The organism is Gilliamella apicola (genome assembly GCF_003202915.1).
In the GTDB taxonomy this organism is placed as follows: domain Bacteria; phylum Pseudomonadota; class Gammaproteobacteria; order Enterobacterales; family Orbaceae; genus Gilliamella; species Gilliamella apicola_Q.
The window spans coordinates 636,786-659,751 of the sequence record NZ_QGLP01000004.1 but is presented as its reverse complement, the minus strand read 5'-3'; the positions used below and the strand labels follow the sequence as shown (position 1 = coordinate 659,751).

Here is a 22,966-nt window from a genome sequence, read left to right as displayed (position 1 = left end):
AAACTACCTCTGCAAAAATAATTAACAATATAAAATACCCCATTAAAGCGCTCAATTTATCCATTTTTAATAAAACAAATTTTATAGATAAAATTACTTTAGCGAAGAGTTATTATGATGTGGAAGGTTATTATTGGTTAATCAATCAGTATTATTATATTAGTGATAGCGGGGATATTTATACATTATCAGTCAAGGATATAGATGGTAATGTGGAGCCTATATTTTGGAAACACTATCAAATAGACAAAGAAAATTTACATTTTAAACTTTCAGAACTGTTGATCGATAATGGATATAAATATGAAATCATTTATCCAGATCATTTTAAAATTCTGGAAGGTTCATTAAAAGAATCAAATTATGAAATCGATAAATTAAAAACATGCTATCAAAAAAAATATTCGACACGTTGTAGTATTGATTCCTATCGTTTTTACCATAATCTTTTGTCTCAAAAAATTGAGACGTTAAAAGAAAAAAATATAAATAATAAACAATCGATAGAAATAATCGATAAGCAAATTAATAAAATGTGTTTATCAATATCAGAGCCAAATGATCATTTTGAAGCAGAGAATTTTACCTTTACCATCACTAAATGTTTAACCGAGCAATTGAACAAAAGGATTGAAAAAATCGGTTAAATATTAGAAAGTCGATGATCTAAGTTTTATATATGCATTTAGTTAATTATTAGCAACTTAATATTTGGTTATTAGATCATGACATTGCCGAGAAGGGTGTTGGATAAATTTATGGGGCATTAAAAGTTAATAACCTTAATGTACAAATAAATTTTCCTGATAATTTGATTGTATTTTTCAATTCAGATTACGATAAAAACTCAGTTCAACAATATTTAGAAAAATTTGACATTAAATTTAATAGCCAAAAAACTTACACATATTTTCTTAACCAAACAAAAAAACACAGCATTACTAGTCAAAAATCCAAAGCACAAAAAGCACTTTCTCATTATTTAATATAAAGTTAGATGATTACCGAGAAAAAGTTGTGATTTTTAAACGCAACTTTTTCAAAAATAAAAAAAGGATTAACAGTTAACAGATGAAATACTCATATTATATAGCAACATTATGTTTATTATTAAGTTAATAATGGCGAAAAATTTACCTCAAACAGATTCACAAACTGAGCAAAATCACATGGAATAACCCTAGATTACAATTCATCAGGTAATCTTTAACAAAACAGCTATAAAGAACGATTTAGCCACACATATCGAACAAAGGTGTTAGATTTGTATTTATGGAACAAGTAAGAAAAATAATCGTAGAGTGGTTAGAGATGTATAACACAGAAAGACTGCATGAAGAGTTAAATAATATGCCACCAATTGAATAAAAAAACATGAAACAAATAGTAATATTTTCTACTTGGTTTGGAGACTAACAATGGGGTATTTACATAAGTATTAGCAATTGTTAGCTGTATGTTAAAACTTCTTATCGTAAATCTGCTTGAATTTGATGATTAATGCCATTTTGCCAATTTTCCTTAGGCACGTTAAAATAAATTTCAATTACTACATCATATAATTTGTATGATGTATCAAAGGCAGAAATTTTCTCAATAGTAGTTTGAGCAGAATAAATCCCCAAGTAGTACCCAAGCGATATTTTTGTTCTCTTTTATCTGAGAATTTAGTATCACTGTCTAAACTATTCCAACAAAACATATTTTGTTCAGCAATAATAAGTCCGGCAGAAAGTGCATTTTGCTGGTCTACAGTGAGTTTTTCGGTAGCTTTAAAAATGTGAAGCTTCGCACACTTTTAATAAAAAGTCCCATATAGCTATAATTTATAGCCAAAATATTATGTTAGCTGTCCAAATATTAAAGGTAAGATTTTGATTTACTTTTTAGAATGTAGTTGTAGGTTTTAAAAAGAAGTGAGGTTCAAAATGATTGAAATGTTACTTGATAAAGATTTTTTTTCGTCTAGCGATCAAAATATCACCGTTGAACCTCGAGCACCACAACCTGTCTACCCAGAACATACTCATAATTTTAATGAGATCGTTATTGTGACCAGCGGATATGGTAAACACATTTTAAATGGACGACTGTTTGATTTGTATCCAGGTATGATGTTTTATATTAAGGCTTCCGACTGTCATTTATACGAGAACGTTCATGATTTGCATTTAACCAATATTTTGTTTAGAGATCCTGATAAATTTCATTTTATTAATGGGATAAACCAGTTAATACCAAATCCTGATCCAACTCAGTCCCATTACTTTTTTGATAAAAAAACTGATGAAAATATTCAATCGATTATTAAGCAATTGACACAAAATCAATCCAATGCAATTCAAGAGAGTCTATTTTTGCAGTTATTGTTGATTTTTAAAAATAATCTTTATGTTAATTATGGCTCTGGTTCATGTGATAATCGCGTTAAACAACTGCTAAGTTGGTTACAAATCAATTTTAAAGAGCAAATTGATTGGCAACAGTTAACCACACAGTTTTCATTGTCGTTACGTTCTTTTCATCGTCATATGAAGAATGAAATTGGTATTACACCACAAAAATATCTAATAAAGCTACGGTTAGCTTATGCTTACACACAGTTAATTTATAGCAATAAATCCATTACCACCATCGCACAAGAATGTGGTTTTAATGATAGTGCTTATTTTTCCACCTGTTTTAAACAAGAATTTACGTTTTCGCCACAAATACTACGTAATAATCCTGATAAACGTTATCATTAGCTAATGAGGAACAGTTTATGGAGAGATGTTTGCGTTTATTTAAACAAGATTATTTTATTTCGGAGATGAATACCGTTACTGTCGAAAAACGTGATCATCAACAACCATTTCCTTTGCATGATCACGATTTTAATGAAATTGTAATTGTTTGTTCTGGTAATGGTCTGTATCATTGGAATGATTATGTTTATCCGATTACTAGTGGTGATATTTTATATATTAATCAGAAAGATGTGCACGGCTATGAATCAGTTAATAACCTTAAATTGGATAATATCTTATATTTACGAGAGTCACTTTTTCTATCTTCTACGATTGAATCTTATTTACCTAAAGTGACGGCAAAACATAACGAACGTTTTTGGCGAATTCAACCTTCTTATCTTAAACTTTTATCACCGCTTATTGAACAATTAGCGGTTGAATCAAAGAAAAATAATTTAGCTTCCGTGCATCTATCCGAGGCTCTGTTTTTGCAGTTGGTTATTTTGTTAGATCGAATTAAGCAAGCACCAAAGTTAGCTCTGCCTACCGCGACTCATCAGTTAGATCTATTATTTACCGCGTTGCATAACAGTATTGCAACGCCATTTAATATTGATGTGTTTTGCAAAGAAAATCATATTGCGAGCCGTTCACTTAGTCGCTTATTTAAAAGTCAAACAGGGATGACTATTACCGGCTATTTACAAAAAAGACGTTTATGTGATGCGATGTCTTTACTTCGAACGACTAATTATTCGATTAGTAAGATTGCCGCTGAATGTGGCTATGATGATAGTAACTATTTTTCAGCTGTGTTTAAAAAGCTGACTAATCAAACTCCTTCCGAATACCGAGCTAAATTTAACGATAAAAAGGAGTAATTAAGGTCGTCTAAACAATCGGTATATTGAATTTACTCTCTTTTAAATTGTCAAAAGAGAGTAATGTTTTATGCTAAATAAAAGACTTCGATTAATGGCTCACTAATCGGACTATTATCAGGATTGCTTGGCATAATGTCTTGCATAAAGGCCCACCATTTTTGGCAAGCAGCTGTTTTAGCAACGGCATCCCAGCGCTCTTCTGATTCAATTTCAACATAAGCAAACAGTAGATTTCTTTTACTGTCTAAAAAAATTGAATAATTATGAGCACCATGAGCTTTAAGTTCTTTAACTAGGTCAGGAAAGATTTCGTCATGTCGTTTTTTATATTCAGCATGTTTGTCAGGATGTACCTGCATAATACTCGCTTTTCTTATCATAATGATTCCTTTTTTATGTAATAGGTCAACTTGTAATTAACCTATTACATTTCATAGTGCGATTTTTATTGGTAAATAGCGTGATATAGTTGCTCAATTTCTTGTACGTTGGTGTCACGTGGATTGCCGCCGGTACAAACATCGTCAAAAGCAGCTTGAGCGAGCGCAGGAATATCTTCCAATTTTACCCCAATCTCTTTTAATGTAGGTGGAATACCGACATCAATATTAAGTTGTTTAACAGCATCAACGGCGGCTTTTCTTGCCTGTTCGATAGTCATGTTTTCGGTCGCAATTACTCCCATCGCTTTGGCGATATCACGGTATTTGTCGCCGGTAAATTCGGCATTGTAAGCCATGATATGCGGTAAAAGCACCGCATTAGCCACACCGTGAGGTGTACCATAAAATGCACCGAGTGGATGAGCCATACCATGAACTAATCCTAGCCCCACATTTGAAAAACCCATACCTGCAATATATTGCCCTAACGCCATATCTTCACAACCTTTGGCAATTCCTTTTACCGAGTCACGTAATGAACGAGAGATAACTTCGATTGCTTTGAGATGAAACATGTCTGATAGTTCCCAAGCACCTTTGGTTATATAACCTTCAATCGCATGAGTTAAAGCATCAACACCCGTTGCAGCTTTTAAACTAGCCGGCATACTGGTCATCATGTCTGAATCAATAATCGCAACGGCAGGAATATCATGTGGGTCAACACAGACAAATTTGCGTTTTTTCTCCTCGTCTGTGATTACGTAGTTAATCGTCACTTCAGCAGCCGTACCTGCTGTGGTCGGTATTGCAATCGTTGGTACCGCTGGTTTTTTAGTTGGCGCTACGCCTTCAAGACTACGTACATCAGCAAATTCTGGATTGTTAATGATAATCCCGATAGCTTTTGCGGTATCTTGAGGCGAACCACCACCAATCGCAATCAGGTAGTCCGCACCAGATTGTTTGAATACTTCAACCCCTTTTTGCACAATACCAATGGTTGGATTTGGCATAACTTCATCAAATACTTGATAAACTAAGCCATTGCTATCGAGTAACTGCGTTACTTTAGTGGCGACTTTGAATTTGATTAGATCTTTATCAGTAACCACTAACGCTTTTTTAAAACCACGTTTTTTTACTTCATCTACGATTTGACTGATTGAACCAGCCCCGAAGTAAGATGTTTCATTTAGAATCATTCTATAAGCCATAATATTTTCCTTTTAATTAGTCATACCTAAACCGACAATGTTGGTAGCGACAATGATTACTAAGCAACCAATACAAAGTATACGTACTGGTTTTTTGCCGGTACCAAACCACTCTTTGAGTGCTAAACCAACAATACCACCACAAAGTACATAGAAACTCATATGTAGCATCCAACTCATAAAGCCATATTCAGTTGGGATATTTGCGTGCCCCCAAGCATAGAAGAAGAATTGAAAATACCACATTGCGCCACCTAAAATAGCAAAGAGGATATTGCTAATCAGTAGGGATTTGGCAACTGAGATATCTTTTTTAAATGATAATTCTTTTTTAGCGCAGAGTCGACTAATGCAGAAACTGAGATTAATAATTGCCCCACCGCCCATAATAATGACATAACTTGGAAGTGCTACATATAGATGGTCTACGCCAAGCTCAGCGGCTTTTTCGTGCATAGGTACTGCGACGCTCATGGCAAATGACATACCTGCTGAGAATATACCACACATGATGGCAAGAAGAAGGCCTCTCTTTAAATTGAAGTCTTCAACTTGCACACCTAATGTTTTTTCTTTTAATAAACCGGCATAAGTTACAATAGCAACACCAATAACCGCAATGATTACGCCCAATAATGTCATTTTACCGCCAGTCGATGCCAGTAATTCACCAAATTTACCTTGTAGTATTGGTGTCATAAGGGTACCGACAATTAAGGTTATTCCAATAGCAATACCAATGCCCATTGACATACCTAAATAACGCATTGTTAGTCCATAACCAATATTACCAACTCCCCACATTGCACCAAATAAGAAGACCGGAATTAAGATGTCTGAACTAAACGAAGCGTAATAAGCACAAAAATCGGGTAATAAGAAATAACTGATTGACCAAGGTAATATGATCCATGAAAACAGTCCGGCGATTGACCACATGGTTTCCCATGACCAATTTTTTACTTTTTTTAGTGGTGCATAAAAACAAGCGGCAGAAGCAGCTCCAACAAAGTGCCAAAATATGCCTAAAATAATTGAACTACCCATATACTTATCCTTATATTTTTAAAATATAATTTGCTGTATTGTTATTAGTTACTTTTACTGTTTAAGTGCCTCCTCCATTGGAGTAACAGCAAAACGCTCAGCTAATAATCTAAACTCGTCAGTAGTGATGGTTTGACGTTTTCCGCCCATTGATAAGACTTTGACTAAAACTTCTGCTGATTTTTCTGCTGTATCAATTAAACCAAAAGCTTCATCTAAGGTTGGACCAGTCCCAAATACACCATGAAAAGCCCATAACACTAGACTATGTTTTGCCATTTGTTTGGCTGTGGCATAACCAATTTCATCTTTGCCAGGCACCATCCAAGGCACTACTCCAACACCGTCAGGGAACACGACTAAACACTCGGTACTCATCTCCCATAACCATCTGGTTATTACCGCGGTATCGAGTTCTAAGACATAAGTTAACGCAATTAGATTAGTCGCATGACAATGCATGATGACTCGGTCTTTACCTTGACTTTGCTCAATTCTTACAATATGTGATTGTAGATGGGCAGCGAGTTCGGAAGTTGGTAAACCACCATTTATCAATCCCCACATAATGTAATAACCTTTGCCTTCTTGGTCGATTTTGACAACGGCTAACGTGTCAGCAGGATCTAAAATAACATTGCGAAAAAACTTGCCTGAACCTGTAACAATAAAGTACTGGTTAGCGAGTTTTGTGACATCTTGAGTCAACGATACGTGGCGTGGGTTTTCATAAAATTCATTTTGAAAAGCGAGAACATCGCTTTCGAGTAATCTTAAACTAACATTACCCCCATTACGCTCATCCCAGCCTTTTAACCACATGTCGTAAGTGGCTTTGATCATCCCTTTTACAAACCAAGAAGAAAGAATCTGTTGCATTTTGTGTTCCTTATGATCGTTTAGTTAAAACTGTTGTTTCATATTGACGAACTTCATCTAACCATCGGCTGCCAACAGGGACTTCATTCAATAAACAATACTGATCCCAAACTGCTTGCCAAGGTAGTGATTTTTGTTCTTCTAGTAATGCTAATCGTGAGGTAAAGTCACGATCATGTTCATATTTTTTTAATTTTTCGGTTGGTTCTAATAATGCTTTTAATAGGCATTTTTTCATATTGCGAGTACCAATTACCCATGCCGCAATTCGGTTAATGGAAGCATCAAAGAAATCTAAACCAATATGCACGCGATCAAATAATTTGTTTCGAATGATTTCACTGGCAATATTTTGCGTTTCATCATCAAAAAGAACCACGTGATCGCTATCCCAACGTACTGGGCGGCTTACATGAAGTAATAGATGTTCAACAAATGGCATAACGGCAGAAATTTTGTCAGAAATCACTTCAGTTGGATGGAAATGCCCAGCATCTAAACATAGTGCTGTTTTACGTGAGGTCGCATAGGCGAGATAAAATTCATTTGAACCAGCAGTATAAGATTCCAGACCGATACCAAATAACTTGCTTTCAACTGCATCAATGTGATATCTAGGATCGATTTTTTCGTGGATAATTTGGTCCAATGATTCAACCAAATGTTGTCTTGGACTAAATTTGTCTACAGTAATATCTTTCATGCCATCTGGTAACCAGATATTCATGACCGACGGTGTCCCTAATTCTTTACCAAAATATTCCGATACTTTGCGACACGCTTTGCCATGATCTATCCAAAATTGACGAATTTCTGGATTAATATGCGTTAGCGTCCCTTCATTACTTAAAGGATGTGAAAAGTAAGTTGGATTGAAATCTAAACCAATTTGGTGTTGTTTAGCCCATTTTACCCAATTGGCAAAATGTTCAGGTTTAACTTCGTTACGATCAACTTTTTGGTCGGATTCTAAATATGAAGCATGTAGATTTAGTCTTTTAGGGCCAGGAATAAGACTAAAGGCTTTATCTAAATCGGCTCTTAATTCATCGGCACTGCGAGCTTTACCCGGATAATTACCGGTTGCTTGGATCCCCCCTGTTAATTCACCTTCTTGCATTTCAAAACCGGCAACATCATCTCCTTGCCAACAGTGTACCGAGATCGGTAATTTTGCCATTGCGGTTATTGCAGCATCGGTATCTACCCCGATTTCAGCAAATCTTGCTTTGGCGATCTGATAGGCATTTTCAATTGTGCTCATGGAATACTCCTTACTAAATATAGATTTTTTAAAATTAATTGGTTAATTATTTGTTGGTTGATAATATTTGCAGTCAAAATTCTGGGAAATTAGCTGTCTTAAAGCATTAACATCAGCAACTTCACCTAAGGAAATTAACTGATAACCGACATTACCTAATGCTGATGATTCAATCGGACCTGAGCTAACGTTGACATGACATAAGTCAGCACATAACTGGTTTAAAAAAGCATTTTGACAACCACCACCAACAATGTGTAATGTGTTGATTGATTTACCACTGAGTGTCGATAACTCGTGTAGTACGTCTCGATATAAGTGAGCTAGACTGTCGAAAATACATCTGACTAACTGGGATAAGTTTTTAGGAACTTGACCACTGTTTTCTAAACAGACCTGTTGAATGGTTTCTGTCATGACTTCTGGATTTAAAAACCTTGGATCATTGGGATTAATCAAAAAAACAAAAGGTTGTTCTTGTTTTGCTGATGCGATTAAATCAGTAATATCTTTGATGTTATTTTCAGCACAGACACGTTGAAATAGCCACAGCCCCATGATGTTTTTTAAAATTCGATAATTACCTTCTACCCCACCTTCATTAGTAATATTGGCTTTTAACGCCTGTTCACCTGTCAGTGGTTGTTTCGCTTCCAATCCCATTAATGACCAAGTACCTGAACATAAATAAGCACTATGTTCGTCCATCATTGGTGCAGCAATAACTGCACTAGCAGTATCATGGCTGGCAACAGCAATTACCGGTATACGATCGCCCGTGGTACTTTGCCAATAACCAACTTTGTTTCCTGGCATGTTGATATCACCAAACCATTTTCGCGGTACACCAAGATAATCAAGCAGATCTTTGTCCCAATTTTGAGTGGCAACATTGACCAGTTGAGTGGTGGTTGCATTGGTGTATTCGCGATTTAATACACCAGTTAAGCGATAAATTAAATAATCGGGAATCATGACAAAATCGGTCACTTGTGATAACCATTTCGGTGATTCAAGCATCATGGCTTTGAGTTGATAAAGTGTATTGAAGGTTAAAAATTGGATGCCAGTTTTTTGATAAATATTTTCTAGGCCAATTTCATCTTGTACTTTTGACATTATATTGTCAGTACGATGATCACGATAAGAGTATGTAGGACCAACGATTTGGCCTTGCTTATCAAGCAACACATAATCAACGCCCCAGGTATCAATACCAATACTGTCGAGCTTGATACCTTGTTGGCAAATTTTGTTTAATCCAGTTAAGATTTCTTGTTCTAAATAGTCCAAATCCCAACAATAGTTTTTATCATTAGTTTTGAATCCATTACTAAACCGATGTATCTCAGTTAATGTTATTTTTGCCGTTTGAGATTGATAACTCGACAACATGACTCGGCCACTCGATGCACCTAAATCGATTGCAGCAATATATCTATCTGCCATTATAATTATCCTCACTTTTGCTAATGAGGACAGTCTAGTCAATTAACCAGATAGATACTTTTAATTGACTGCCATTGTTAAATAAGTTTGGCAAAATTTTTAAAATGCTTGTGATCTTTACCACAAAATGAGAATAAGGTTGGGTTGTTTATACATTCAGATTAAATATTGATATAATGCCTTATTTAGAAAATAAATTGAGAGCTATCTATGTTAAATCAGCTAAAAGCAATTATTCAGTATCTTCTTCCAAAACAGTTATTAACTAACCTATTCGGTTGGTTAGCTAACCGACGTTTGGGCAGTTTCACAACTTGGATGATTATCGGTTTTTGTAAATTGTATAAAATTGATTTGAACGAAGCTAAGTTGACCGATGCTAAAGAGTATAAGACGTTTAATGACTTTTTTGCTCGTGAGCTAAAAGCTAATGCGCGTCCAATTGATGACGCGGCAAATAGTATCGTAATGCCAGCCGATGGCGTAATTAGTCAATTTGGTAAAATTCAGGATAATTTACTTTTACAAGCTAAGGGGCATTTTTACTCACTTGATGCGCTGCTTGCTTGCCATCCAGATATGATTAAATTTTTTAAAAATGGATCTTTCGCGACTACCTATTTATCGCCGAAAAATTATCATCGTTTTCATATGCCTTGCGATGGTACATTGCGTGAAATGATTTATGTCCCTGGTTCGCTATTTTCCGTTAATAAAGCAACTACCGAAAGTATACCTAATATTTTTGCCAGAAATGAACGGGTAATTTGTTTATTCGAAACTGAATTTGGTCCAATGGTGCAAATCATGGTTGGGGCAACTATTGTAGGGAGCATAGAATTAAAATGGGAAGGTGTTATTACTCCACCTCGTGACGGCGTGATGAAACGTTGGACTTATGCTGGTAATGTTAAATTAGCTAAGGGTGAAGATATGGGTTGCTTTAAATTAGGGTCAACCGTTATTACGTTATTCGCTTCAAATACTGTTGAATTTGATACCCATCTTAAACTTGGTGATGTTACTCGTGTAGGTCAAAAATTAGCTGAAAGGATCTAACTTTATGTTGTTGCGCGGTTGTTTGGCTGGGATATTTCTACTCCTGTCTTGCTTTACTTTTGCTGAAGAATCAATTCTCAACATTGATAATGAAGACCAGCTTACCGAAGTCATTACTAAGCTGAATGAGAAAAATGAAGATCTTCGTCAAAATATGGAGTATCAAAAAGCTCATTTAACCAGCATCCTTAATGAACAAAATAATATTAATACGCAAATTTCACATGTTCAAAATACACTCGCAACACTTGCTGAGCAAGGCGAGTGGTTGAGTTTTTCAACTGCCTTAGGCGAAACCCTCCGCCAACAGTTATTACGCTTACCAGAAAAACCCAAATCCCAACCACTCGATGCTGAAATTGCCGAGGCTAAAGTCCAACAACTTAATTACTCCAATACTTTAGCAAGCTTAGACAATTACCCCGTATTATCAGGTAATTTGAATAATTTAAAAACAGCTAGCCAATATCGACGTTTAATAAGAGAACAAAGTGAGCTTCTCAAAACATTGATTTCAGGTATTGATACCACCATTCTTGAGCTAACTAAATTAAAAATTTCTAATAAGCAATTAACCAATGCAATTGATGAGGTTAATGATGCTGCACATCGTTACTTTTTCTGGGTAGCGGATGTTAATCCAATTTCACTAAGCTTCCTGTTAGATTTGGTCAAAGATGTAGTTTACGTCACTTTTTCAATCGATACGCTATCGCAACTTTATAATGCTGGCGTTGAAGTGCTTAGTGCACCAAAGCCCCTATTTTTTTTAGTACTCTCACTATTGTTTGTCTTTGTGCATTTCAAAATGCGTGGCAAATATAATGCTTTCTTAAATAAATCCGCTACTCGAGTTGGTAAAGTCACCCAAGATAGTTATGCACTTACCTTGAAAGTAATTATTTTTTCATTAATTATGGCATTACCCGTTCCTATTTTATGGGCAGCGTTAGGATTTGCGCTGCAAATAAATTGGGATTATCCCGTCGCAGTGGCTTTAGGCTACGGTGTTAATGCCGCAGCACCAGTTTTATGGGTCTTCATTATCACGGCACATTTTGCTTCACAAAACGGTTTATTTATCACTCATTTTGGTTGGTCAAAGCAAAACGTTCGCCAAGCCATGAAATATTATCAACTGTCCGTTTGGGTAGTGATTCCCTTAGTAATGGTGGTGATGAGCTTTGATCAGTTCAATAATCGTCAATTTGCCGCCACTATTGGCAGAACAGCATTTATTGTCCTCTGTTTTGCGTTGGTATTTATGACTAACTCAATTCATCGTGCCGGTGTGCCGCTATATATTGATAAAAAGGGATCAGGTGATAATTTATTAAGTCATATTCTCTGGTTTGCATTGCTAAGTGCCCCTTGGTTAGCGATTATTGCTGCTTGTTTAGGTTATTTGTCGACAGCAGAAGTATTATTAGGAAGATTAGAGGCTTCGGTCATTATATGGTTTGGTTTATTAGTCATTTATTTTATGATTCGCCGTTGGATGTGGATACAAAAACGACGAATTGAATTTGAACGAACTAAACAACGCCGATTAGAACGTATGCAGCGAGCTAAAGGAATCGAAGAAGATGTAACATCCTTGAATGATAATGTCGATGAACCCGTTATCGATTTAGATGTCATTAGTGCTCAGTCATTACAACTAGTCCGATCGATTATTATGCTAATTGCTTTAATTAGTATGATTTTGCTTTGGTCTGAACTCCATTCCGCTTTTGCCTTTATGAATAACATTAAGCTGTGGGGAACAAGTACAATCATCAATGGTAATGAAATCGAACAACATATTACGCTTGGATCTGTCTGTATTGCTATTTTAGTTATGACCATCACTGTTCAGTTAGTAAAAAACTTGCCGGCGCTACTGGAGTTAGGCATTTTACAACATTTGGACTTAGCACATGGTACTGGCTATGCCATTTCAACGGTTTCTAAATACATTGTATTAATGATTGGTTGTATGATTGCTTTTTCGTTCATTGGTATTGATTGGGCAAAAATTCAATGGTTAATCGCAGCATTAGGTGTTGGTTTAGGGTTTGGTTTACAAGAGATTTTTGCTAATTTTATTTCTGGTTTAATTATCTTGTTTGAAAAACCGGTTAGGATTGGTGATACCGTCACCATTCGCGACTTAACGGGTAATATTACCAAAATTAATACTCGGGCAATAACTATTGTTGATTGGGACAGAAAAGAAATTGTCATGCCCAATAAAGCGTTTATTACTGAACAACTAGTAAACTGGTCTTTATCTGACTCAATCACGCGTATTGTGCTAACCATACCTGCTACGATTGATGCTGATAGTGAACTGGTTATGAAACTATTACAACAAGTGTCTCAGGAGTGTGAATATGTTCTTAGCGATCCTGAACCGCAAGTCTATTTAGTTGATATTCAAGAAGGTATCCAATTATTTGAACTGCGGTTATTTGCAGCCGAAATGGGACATCGTATGAAGCTACGCAGTGCAATACATAAATTAATTATTGAAGCCTATCGTCAACATGATTTAACGTTGCCATTCCCACCTTTACAAACTAACTTAGAAGCACTGGGCCGTAAAAGTGGGCGGCGTAATTATACCATTGGTACCATTTAACCAAATAAAGTTTCTAACCATGGCACCCCAAATGCGCCGGGAGCCAATAAAACAAATGCCCAGATTGGTGCCGAAGCAATATTAGCAATATTGAATTTTGTTGCCGGCATATGCATCGTACCAGCAATTAGTGGAACGACTGCTCGCAAAGGACCAAAAAATCGCCCTATAAACACGCCGAACGTACCATATCGCTGAAAGAATTGCTCTGCACGAAATATCATTTTAGGATATTTTTTTAATGGCCACGAAGAGATTACCTGTTGGTGATAATGTTTACCTAACCAATATGAGAGAAAATCACCGATTATTGCACCCAATGATGCGGCAATCAAAACTGGAATAAACGAGATCACCCCTGTTCCCACTAATGCACCAGCTCCCAATAAAATTGCTGTTGCAGGAACCAATAATGAGATGATCGCTAATGATTCGCCAAATGCTAATAAAAAAATAATTGGCAATGCCCACACTTGATGATGTTCAATAAATTGCATAATAGTATGCGTGATTTCATTTAATGACATAAATTTGCTTGCTGTTATCTTTTTAGAATACCTTATTCTAACACAATAACTGTTGTATAGTTCTAACCTACCTAATCATTGGTAGAAACTAATAAAAGTAATAAGCCTGCATGTCAGGCTTTTTATTGATACCAACCTCAGTTAATATAATGAAAATTAGGTCTGCTTATAACTGAGAAATAAATCATGACATTAGGTATTAAAAAATTCAATGTGCATAAATTTAAATATGGTCAATTACAACCATCAAAAGAAGATACTGTCGCAATTGAAAAACCGATTGCACTAATTTATAACGGTATTTCCCACGTTGTGATGATGGCAACCCCTAAAGATCTAAATTATTTCGCTATTGGTTTTTCGTTAACAGAAAATATTATCGAGTCGGTTGATGAAATTTATGGCATTGATATTATCAGTGGTGAACAAGGCATTGAAGTTCATATTGAACTCTCTTCGCGACGTTTTATGCAATTAAAAGAAAAACGCCGAAGTTTGACCGGTAGAACTGGCTGTGGAATTTGTGGTGCCCAACAGATAGATCAAGTTTGTCAGTTTATTTCTCCGCTTACATTAAGTGATAAAATTCACCTATCTGATTTTCATCAATCTCTTGATTATTTAACCAAAGTCCAGATCGTAGGCGGCCAAACTGGTTGTATGCATGCTGCGGTATGGTTGGATTTAAACGGCAATTTTATTGCCGGATTTGAAGATGTTGGTAGACATGTCGCTTTAGATAAATTATTAGGTTATCGCGCCGAGTTACAACAAAAACTTAATCAAAATATAAAAGGTATCATTCTGGTTTCAAGTAGAGCTAGCTATGAAATGGTGCAAAAAACGGCTCGTTGCGGTATCGAAATTCTCTTTGCCGTTTCAGCTGCTACTTCAATGGCGATTGAGCAAGCTAAACAAAGCCAATTAACATTAGTGGGATTTTTTAGAGGTACTCAAGGTGTTATTTATTCGAATAGTGAACGTATTGTTGAATAAAAAGCGATTTTTCAGTTAAATTAGTTGAAAAATGACTAAAATAATTTGTTTAATATTGCAATAAAAACAATATATTAACTTATTTCCACTAAGATATCTCATATCACGTCTTTCTTTATTGGTCGAAGATCATCATAATATACGCCCAAAATAAGAACAACTTTGTTTTTATTATATATTATGTGCTCTTTTTCTAATTATGATTTTAATCATGATAATTAAGTTTTTACTAAAATTTGAAAGGATAGCGTCATGCATCAAACAGCCGATATACAACAAGCAGTGAACTATATTCAACAACAAACCGACAAAAAACCGACAATCGGGATCATACTTGGATCTGGATTAGGGCCTTTTGCTGATACTCTTGAAGATGCAGTTCATATTCCTTATGACAATATTCCTCACTTTGCCAAATCCGCTGCGGTTGGTCATGCTAATGAATTAGTGATCGGTCAATCTGGTGATAAAACAGTTGTCGCGATGAAAGGTCGTTTCCATTATTATGAAGGTTTTTCATTAGATGAAGTTACCTTCCCGGTGCGAGTGATGAAAATGCTTGGTGTTGAAAAACTCATCATTACCAATGCCTGTGGTGCAGTAAACACCAGCTTTAAACCAGGTGATTTAATGATTATTACCGATCATATTAACTTAACCGCTAATAACCCATTAATGGGACCGAATAATCCAGAATTAGGTGTACGCTTTTTGGACGTAAGTGAAGTTTATAACAAATCATTAAGAGCAATTGTTAGCGAAGTGGCTAAAAAGCTGAACATCACTTTACAACAGGGTGTCTATGCTTGGTGGACTGGTCCAACTTATGAAACTCCAGCAGAAATTAGAATGATCCGAACCTTAGGTGCTGATGCGGTTGGCATGTCAACTGTTCCTGAAGCGATTATTGCTCATCATTCTGGCATTAAAACTATTGGTATCTCTTGTTTGACTAATATGGCTTGTGGCATTTTAGATCAACCATTAGGACATGAAGAAGTGATCGAAACAGCTGAGCGCGTTAAATCAACCTTCTTAAAATTGATTACTAAAACAATTGCACGTTTTTAATTGGTAATTTTTTTAAATTTTATCTAAGCAGTTCCTTAATTTTGGATATAAATAATGAACATGAAACATAGATTACAAGTCATGATGTTTTTCCAATATTTTATATGGGGAAGCTGGCTGACGACGTTTGGTATTTATTTAATCAATACGTTGCATTTTTCGGGTGCAGAAGTCGGATTAGTTTATAGTACAAAAGGTTTTGCGGCATTAGTCATGCCGTTTATTATTGGCATTATTGCGGATAAATTTATTCCACCTAAATATCTATTTATGCTTTGTCATGCTGTTTGTGCTATTGCACTGTTTTATGCAGCCTCCGCAACCACACCTAATCATTTATATTGGTTGATGCTTATCAATGCGATGGCATTTATGCCAACCATTGCTTTATCTAATTCAATAAGCTATCACTGTCTAGATAACAGTCATTTAGACTCTGTTAGCGTTTTTCCAAAAATTCGGGTGTTTGGAACAGTCGGCTTTATTATCGCCATGTGGACGATCAGCTTACTTAAAATCGATATAAGCAATGCTCAACTCTATATTGCTTGTGGTGCATCGGTAATTTTGGTTATCTACAGTGCAACCTTACCTGACATTAAAATAAACCGTAATCAACAGCAATCATGGATCTCACGTTTAGGCTTAGATGCACTTGTATTATTTAAAAAACCGGTAATGTCGATATTTTTTCTCTTTTCAATGTTACTTGGAGCCATATTACAAATCACCAACACCTTCGGTGGTGCATTTTTAAAAGATTTTGGTAAGATTCCCGAATTTCAAGATAGCATCATTGTGCAACATCCAGCGATATTATTATCAGTCTCACAAATGGCTGAAGTTGCCTTCATTTTGACAATCCCATTTTTTCTCAAAAAATTTGGCATTAAAAAGGTCATAATGATAAGCTTAATAGCATGGACACTGAGATTCGGCTTTTTTGCCTATGGTGATCCAACTCCATTTGGTTTTGTATTATTGATGTTATCAATGATTGTTTATGGTTGTGCTTTTGACTTCTTTAATATATCAGGTTCTATTTTTATTGAAAAAGAAGTAAACGCGAATATTCGTGCCAGTGCCCAAGGGCTATTTATGACCATGGTTAATGGCATTGGAGCAATAATTGGTTCATTTATTAGTGGTTTTGTAGTTGATTTCAATACCCATGAAGGCTTAAAAGATTGGCACTCAATTTGGTTAATTTTTGCAGCTTACGCGTTAATTTTAGGTTTTGTTTTTTATTTTACCTTTAATTATAAACAATCTACAAAGTAACAACTCATCAATATAATTAAGGGATAAATTATCCCTTAATTATCCTCTGTTTTTTTGAGTATTACCATACCGTAAAAATAGTGACATAAAGCCACAAATTATTGGTTATGATTTTTTATGCGCCATTATTTGGTGACAAATGTAGTTTTAAACGTAATGAGATTTTAAGTATGAAAGAAAAATTTTTCGGTGGTTTATTAGTTTTTTTAGGCGCGTGTAGTTTTGGTGTGCTCTCATCAATTGTAAAAACTGCTTATAAATCTGGTTATACCCTTGGTCAAGTCACTGGCATTCAGTGTTTTTTAGGCATGATAATATTATGGGGAATCCATTTTCTGGTAAAAACGTTTAATAAAAGCAAGGTAACTATTGCAAGTAAAACGCCATTAACCAAAAAGTGGCAGGTATGTGCAGTAGGTATATTTCCTGGGTTAGTCGGCATTTGCTATTATCAATGTGTGCAGTTAGTGCCGGCATCAATCGCCATTATTTTACTAATGCAATATCTGTGGATTAGTGTGATTATTGATTTTGTTATTTTTAAAAATAAACCAACTCCGATGCAATTAGTCACAGTAGTAACGATTATTGTTGGAAGCTCTTTAGCTGCAGGTATTTTTAATCAAGCTATCGAATTAAACTTAACGGGTTGTTTCTTTGGCTTTTTAGCGGCATTAATGTATTCACTTTTTATTACCACCAGTAGCAATATTGGAAATGAATTACCAAAATTAGAAAAGAGTGCCTTGATGATAACCGGTGCCTGCATTGTAACTTTTGGTATTTTTCCGCCGTTGTTCTTTTTTGAACTCAGTATTGACGATAAAATCTATCAACTAGGTTTTTTATTAGCCTTATTGGGTACGGTTTTACCACCTTTTTTATTTTCTGTCGGTATGCCTAAAATTGGTATTTCACTAAGTGCAATTTTATCGGCTGCAGAACTGCCTGTTGCGGTAACCTGTTCTTATTTTTATTTAAGAGAATCAGTCTATTTGAATCAATGGATTGGTGTCGTCATTATTTTGTTTGCTATTGCCTTACCGAATCTAAAACATTTAAAAAAATAATCATCAATAAATTAAGTGTGGAGATCCACACTCAATTATGGTTAATTTCATTATCAAACATGTTGGACATAACTTTTTAACCACTGAATAAAAATATCCGTTTTTGGATTATATTTTTCTTGTGATTTACAAATATAATAACGTTGAGTACATGGTGCTTCAAGATCGGCAAAAGGAGTAACCAGTTTTCCGGAGTTCAAATATTTAGCAATAATTTGCTTTCTACCCATAGCAACGCCTGCATTATTGATTGCAGCAGCAACCGAATGATCAGAGCGATCAAATAGCATATTTTGCATTTTGTTAAAATCGAAAGACAAAGAAAAATGATTGGCCCATGACTGCCATTCATCAAAACCAAAATCTAAAATTTTATTAGGATTATAGTGCAATAAGACACAGTTTTTTAAGTTTTCCGTATTGTTATAAAGATTATACTGGTGGGCATAATCTGGTGTACAAACAGGTATAATTGTTTCACTAATTAAATGTTCACAGGCTAATTCATCATAATGTAATGAATCATAATAAATTGCTAAATCAATAGGATATTGACTAAAATTGATAGCTTTATTACCCGAAATAATATTTAAAGTGATATAGGGATAATAATCAGTAAATTGTGATAATTTTGGAATTAAAAACTCTTGAATAAATGATGGGCAAGAATAAATAGTAAGTGCACCAGTAACATCTTTATTTTTAATATCTAAAATTTCTTGATTCAAGATATTAAGTGATTTTTTAACTACTGTGAATAAATTTTTGCCATCATGCGTCAACGTAATACGTCGATGAAAGCGTTTAAATAATTTAAAATTAAGTTCTTCTTCAAGTTTATTGATTTGATGGCTTACTGCACTTGGACTTATACAGAGTTCTTCTGCTGCTAATGCAAAGGATAGATGGCGTGCAGCTGACTCAAAGGTATGCAATTTTGATAACTGGTAACGATTTATAAAATGATTTTTATTTGATAGAGTATCTTCACTGTTCATTTATTATTTCCTATAAACCATCTTATAAAATGGTAAGTATATAATCTAATCTATTCCTATTGATAATGCCAATAGATATTTTGCCAACAACCTATTTAAAAATTCACTAAAATGATGCATATAACAGTCTTGCAATAATCTAGCTCACCTAAAGTTAACAATAGATCATTTATCAAATAGTAGACAAAAATAATAAAAATCACTAGTATTTAATAACCCAGAACTTGCAATATTATTTGTAAAGTTAAGTAAAATAAATTATATTCTTTAAAGTTTTTTTGCATCTATAAAGTAATGTCTTTACCGTGGTTGATACATTTTGTTATTCGTTTTAGTTAGTAAAATAAAAAAAGATGAAGTAATGTTATCTGTGGGTATTGAAATATCAATTAATCGTACCAATATATAAAATTATTTTCTAATTTTTAGAATTAATATTACTTCACCAAAAATTAACAGTTTTCTGAAAAATATTTTTAGTAAAGTAATAACAAAAGAGTTAAGTCCGATATAAGATAAATTAGAAGTAGAGTTTATCCCTTTTATTACCAACATTTTCAAGAAGATTTGATACTTCTTAAATGGACTTACATCAACCAATGATTGGATTTAGGTATCAAAATATCTCTAATCTGAATCAGGTTTCTAAGACAACTATTTTATCAAGATAGAAAACTTAACGGCATGATAAATGTTTAGTTGTAAGAAATCTAACTTACCTTTATCCAAATAAGAACTAGTTTATTTATTCGGTTAATCTTTGAATGATAAACTCAAATTAAAATTAAAATATTTTAACTTTATATAACTTGTATTTTAATAACATTATGAGGAGGGCACTTAAAAGATAGTCGGTTTAAAGCATGCTATTAATTAGCATGTTAGTCTTATTGTAATGGTAACAAAATGGTCTTTTTTTTAAAAACCATTAGTTTTAATAGTCAGTAGTAAATAGCAAAATATTAAAAATCTTATTTGATTTTTATGGGTAAACATTAAGTTATACAGACATACCTTGACAATATAGATTGCCGTTTTTGTTTATTGTCAAATTTATTGTTCTATTTTATCCTGAATTAAAAAGGAAGTTACAGAATGAAGACATATAAAAAGCCATTATTCACCTTAGTGCACAGTAATGATGCAATTCCTGAACACAAAACCTTAGCTTATCTTGATTCAACATTAAATGATTATACCGATCACATTGATGAGATTATTGGTTTACGTATCAAGGAGTTAAAACTTCACCATTCTGAATATAGGGAACATCATGATGATAACTATACCAATAATAAATCAGGTTTTTCATTTGTTTTTCCAGAAATATATGAGTCAGAGCATCATAAGAAACAGATTGGCATGTTAAAAGAGGAAATGTTAATTGCTAAAGAATCACACAAGGTAATGGAGTTACTTAATGTTCGTTTAAAGGAATTTGCCAAGTTTTATCCTGAAATACAGTTTAATTTAAACAATGTACAATTATTACCAACGAAATTTAAAGAGTACCTTTTTGCTCCACCTTTAGTCCTAACCCATGATAATGCAATTATGCTATGGGATGACTAGAAAAAAACTTAACAATAATTAATAAGCCAAAAATCTACAGTACTCACCTACTGTAGATTTTTTATGTATAATTTTTAACAATGATATATCTAAATTAACAGTTCTTACTTAATTATTGAAAGCACTTTCACCATGGCTGTTAATGTCAAGACCTTCACGTTCATACTCTTCAGATACTCGCAATCCAACACTTAGATCGGCGATTTTATACGCAATATAAGCAATAATAGCTGTCCAAATTACACAAGTGATGACACTCATTAATTGTATTCCCACTTGACTCGCCATTGTGATGCCATCGGCATAACCGGTTCCCCCTAATGACTCTGATGTAAACACTCCAGTTAATAGACAACCTACAATACCACACACACCATGAACGCCAAATACATCACAAGTATCATCGACTTTTAAAATCCTTTTTAAAGATGAAACTCCCCAAACACCGGCAAATCCACAAATAAGACCAATTAACATCGCTCCGCCGACACCGACAAAACCTGCTGCCGGGGTAATACCAACTAATCCAGCAATCACACCAGATGCCGCGCCTAAACATGATGGTTTACCGCGTAAAAACCATTCAGCTATAGTCCAAGAGAGTACCGCTGCTGCTGTTGCTGCCACTGTATTAATAAATGCTAGGCCAGCGATTTCGTCCGCATGTGTTGACGATCCGGCATTGAAGCCAAACCAACCAATGTATAATATTGCTGCACCAAGATAAACATACGGTAAGTTGAATGGTTTTAACGGCTCACGGTTATAACCAATACGGCTTTTAAGCAAGTAAGCACCTAATAGACCAGCAACAGCGGCATTAATATGCACCACAGTACCACCAGCAAAATCCAATGCACCTTCATCACCAAGAATTCCGCCACCCCAGACCATATGCGCCATTGGAATATAGGAGAAAGTAAACCATAAAACCATAAAGATCAGCACAGCTGAAAAACGAATTCTTTCGGCAAAAGCCCCTAAAATCAAACAACATGTGATACAAGCAAATGAACCTTGAAAAGCAATCCAAATCATTTCATAAATCGACCCTGAAATATCAGTAATGCCAACATTGACTAACAAAAAATGGTCAAAATTACCGAAAAACCAATTACCCTCACCAAATGCTAATGAATAACCATAAACAATCCATAATACGGCTATTAATGAAAAAGTAACTAATACTTGTGATAACATGGAGAGAACATTTTTAGATCTTAATAAACCACCATAAAAAAATGCGATACCCGGTACAGACATAAATAGCACTAATGCAGTACAAATCATCATAAAACCGTTATCGGCTTTATCAACAATCACTACTTCTTCGGCAAAAACCGGACCGGTTAGAAGCAAGCCAAAAGAGAAAATAATTTTTTTCAACATAATGATATCCTTATTGATAGTTATAGTGCTGACTCATCAGTCTCGCCGGTACGAATTCGCACGACATGTTCTAACGACGTAACAAATATTTTGCCATCACCTATTTTTCCGGTATAAGCGGCTTTAGTAATAGTACTAATCACTTCATCAAGCAATTCATCACTGATTGCTAACTCTATTTTTACTTTTGGCAAAAAGTTAACATTGTATTCTGCACCTCGATACAATTCAGCATGACCTTTTTGCCGACCAAAACCTTTAACTTCAGTAACAGTTAAACCCGTAACACCTATATTGGATAGTGACTCTCTGACCTCTTCTAATTTAAAAGGTTTGATAACTACTGTGACAAATTTCATCCATTACTCCTTATAACTATTAATGTTATTAAAGGTAATGCAAAGCGCGTGCCAAAAATTAATACTTGGCTAAGTAATATTGAAATACTTTAAATTTTTAAGGATTATTGATTGTTACTTTTTATAAAAAAAGTTGAGGAACGAGTTTTTTAAAGTAAAAATAACC

The 22,966-nt window shown here is 34.6% G+C and carries 21 protein-coding genes; 11 read left to right on the top strand and 10 right to left on the bottom strand.

The window, feature by feature from the left end; all coding sequences use genetic code 11:
• Nucleotides 1–119 precede the first annotated feature (119 nt).
• The 4 genes from DKK79_RS04580 (at nt 120) to DKK79_RS04565 (ending at nt 3,613) form a co-directional block, all read left to right on the top strand.
• Nucleotides 120–647: a hypothetical protein gene (locus tag DKK79_RS04580; RefSeq protein WP_110423024.1), complete on the top strand. Its 528-nt coding sequence runs from the start codon at nt 120–122 to the stop codon at nt 645–647.
• Nucleotides 648–1,242: 595 nt separating this feature from the next.
• A complete protein-coding gene (locus DKK79_RS14865; RefSeq protein WP_375537970.1) occupies nt 1,243–1,368 on the top strand; it encodes an integrase core domain-containing protein in 126 nt (41 codons plus the stop codon).
• 560 nt (nt 1,369–1,928) lie between these two features.
• Nucleotides 1,929–2,747, top strand: coding sequence for an HTH-type transcriptional activator RhaS (gene rhaS / locus DKK79_RS04570; protein WP_110423022.1), 819 nt, complete (start codon nt 1,929–1,931; stop codon nt 2,745–2,747).
• Between the two features lie 17 nt (nt 2,748–2,764).
• The gene (locus DKK79_RS04565) at nt 2,765–3,613 is read left to right on the top strand and encodes a helix-turn-helix domain-containing protein (protein WP_110423021.1); all 849 of its coding nucleotides are present in this window, start codon (nt 2,765–2,767) and stop codon (nt 3,611–3,613) included.
• A 68-nt stretch (nt 3,614–3,681) separates the two neighbouring features.
• On the opposite strand, the gene rhaM is transcribed toward DKK79_RS04565, so the two are convergent.
• The 6 genes from rhaM to rhaB form a co-directional block, all read right to left on the bottom strand.
• Complete coding sequence (gene rhaM, locus DKK79_RS04560; protein WP_034882977.1) at nt 3,682–3,996, bottom strand: L-rhamnose mutarotase; 315 nt, start codon at nt 3,994–3,996, stop codon at nt 3,682–3,684.
• Between the two features lie 65 nt (nt 3,997–4,061).
• Nucleotides 4,062–5,216 carry a lactaldehyde reductase gene (gene fucO / locus DKK79_RS04555; RefSeq protein WP_034882976.1) on the bottom strand — a complete coding sequence of 385 codons (1,155 nt, stop codon included), beginning with the start codon at nt 5,214–5,216 and terminating at the stop codon, nt 4,062–4,064.
• A gap of 12 nt (nt 5,217–5,228) precedes the next feature.
• Nucleotides 5,229–6,263, bottom strand: a complete 1,035-nt coding sequence (gene rhaT / locus DKK79_RS04550; RefSeq protein ID WP_110423020.1) for an L-rhamnose/proton symporter RhaT — start codon at nt 6,261–6,263, stop codon at nt 5,229–5,231.
• A 54-nt stretch (nt 6,264–6,317) separates the two neighbouring features.
• A complete protein-coding gene (gene rhaD / locus DKK79_RS04545; RefSeq protein WP_110423019.1) occupies nt 6,318–7,142 on the bottom strand; it encodes a rhamnulose-1-phosphate aldolase in 825 nt (274 codons plus the stop codon).
• Between the two features lie 10 nt (nt 7,143–7,152).
• Nucleotides 7,153–8,406, bottom strand: coding sequence for an L-rhamnose isomerase (locus DKK79_RS04540; protein WP_110423018.1), 1,254 nt, complete (start codon nt 8,404–8,406; stop codon nt 7,153–7,155).
• A gap of 42 nt (nt 8,407–8,448) precedes the next feature.
• Nucleotides 8,449–9,855 (bottom strand): rhamnulokinase, encoded by a 1,407-nt coding sequence (gene rhaB, locus DKK79_RS04535; RefSeq protein WP_110423017.1) that lies wholly within the window; start codon nt 9,853–9,855, stop codon nt 8,449–8,451.
• Between the two features lie 210 nt (nt 9,856–10,065).
• Between rhaB and asd the strand changes: the two genes are divergently transcribed.
• Together asd and mscM are read left to right on the top strand one after the other, a co-directional pair.
• Nucleotides 10,066–10,914, top strand: coding sequence for an archaetidylserine decarboxylase (gene asd, locus DKK79_RS04530; protein ID WP_034882971.1), 849 nt, complete (start codon nt 10,066–10,068; stop codon nt 10,912–10,914).
• Nucleotides 10,915–10,918: 4 nt separating this feature from the next.
• The gene (gene mscM, locus DKK79_RS04525; protein WP_110423016.1) at nt 10,919–13,537 is read left to right on the top strand and encodes a miniconductance mechanosensitive channel MscM; all 2,619 of its coding nucleotides are present in this window, start codon (nt 10,919–10,921) and stop codon (nt 13,535–13,537) included.
• On the opposite strand, the gene DKK79_RS04520 is transcribed toward mscM, so the two are convergent.
• Nucleotides 13,534–14,064: a DedA family protein gene (locus DKK79_RS04520; protein WP_034882970.1), complete on the bottom strand. Its 531-nt coding sequence runs from the start codon at nt 14,062–14,064 to the stop codon at nt 13,534–13,536. The genes mscM and DKK79_RS04520 overlap by 4 nt on opposite strands.
• A 186-nt stretch (nt 14,065–14,250) precedes the next feature.
• Between DKK79_RS04520 and fdhD the strand changes: the two genes are divergently transcribed.
• From fdhD to DKK79_RS04500, 4 genes are all read left to right on the top strand, one after another.
• Complete coding sequence (fdhD, locus tag DKK79_RS04515; RefSeq protein ID WP_110423015.1) at nt 14,251–15,060, top strand: formate dehydrogenase accessory sulfurtransferase FdhD; 810 nt, start codon at nt 14,251–14,253, stop codon at nt 15,058–15,060.
• Between the two features lie 252 nt (nt 15,061–15,312).
• Nucleotides 15,313–16,131: a purine-nucleoside phosphorylase gene (locus DKK79_RS04510; RefSeq protein WP_110423014.1), complete on the top strand. Its 819-nt coding sequence runs from the start codon at nt 15,313–15,315 to the stop codon at nt 16,129–16,131.
• A 54-nt stretch (nt 16,132–16,185) separates the two neighbouring features.
• On the top strand, nt 16,186–17,412 hold the full coding sequence (locus tag DKK79_RS04505) for a nucleoside permease (protein WP_034882968.1): 1,227 nt from the start codon (nt 16,186–16,188) through the stop codon (nt 17,410–17,412).
• 170 nt (nt 17,413–17,582) lie between these two features.
• A complete protein-coding gene (locus tag DKK79_RS04500; protein ID WP_034882996.1) occupies nt 17,583–18,482 on the top strand; it encodes an EamA family transporter in 900 nt (299 codons plus the stop codon).
• Between the two features lie 53 nt (nt 18,483–18,535).
• Here the strand turns inward: DKK79_RS04500 and dsdC are convergent, their stop codons facing one another.
• Nucleotides 18,536–19,480, bottom strand: a complete 945-nt coding sequence (dsdC, locus tag DKK79_RS04495; protein WP_110423013.1) for a DNA-binding transcriptional regulator DsdC — start codon at nt 19,478–19,480, stop codon at nt 18,536–18,538.
• A gap of 1,095 nt (nt 19,481–20,575) precedes the next feature.
• Between dsdC and DKK79_RS04490 the strand changes: the two genes are divergently transcribed.
• Nucleotides 20,576–21,052: a hypothetical protein gene (locus DKK79_RS04490; protein WP_034882966.1), complete on the top strand. Its 477-nt coding sequence runs from the start codon at nt 20,576–20,578 to the stop codon at nt 21,050–21,052.
• Between the two features lie 108 nt (nt 21,053–21,160).
• On the opposite strand, the gene amtB is transcribed toward DKK79_RS04490, so the two are convergent.
• On the bottom strand, nt 21,161–22,441 hold the full coding sequence (gene amtB, locus DKK79_RS04485; RefSeq protein WP_110423012.1) for an ammonium transporter AmtB: 1,281 nt from the start codon (nt 22,439–22,441) through the stop codon (nt 21,161–21,163).
• Between the two features lie 20 nt (nt 22,442–22,461).
• Nucleotides 22,462–22,800: a P-II family nitrogen regulator gene (gene glnK, locus DKK79_RS04480; RefSeq protein WP_034882964.1), complete on the bottom strand. Its 339-nt coding sequence runs from the start codon at nt 22,798–22,800 to the stop codon at nt 22,462–22,464.
• Nucleotides 22,801–22,966 lie beyond the last annotated feature (166 nt).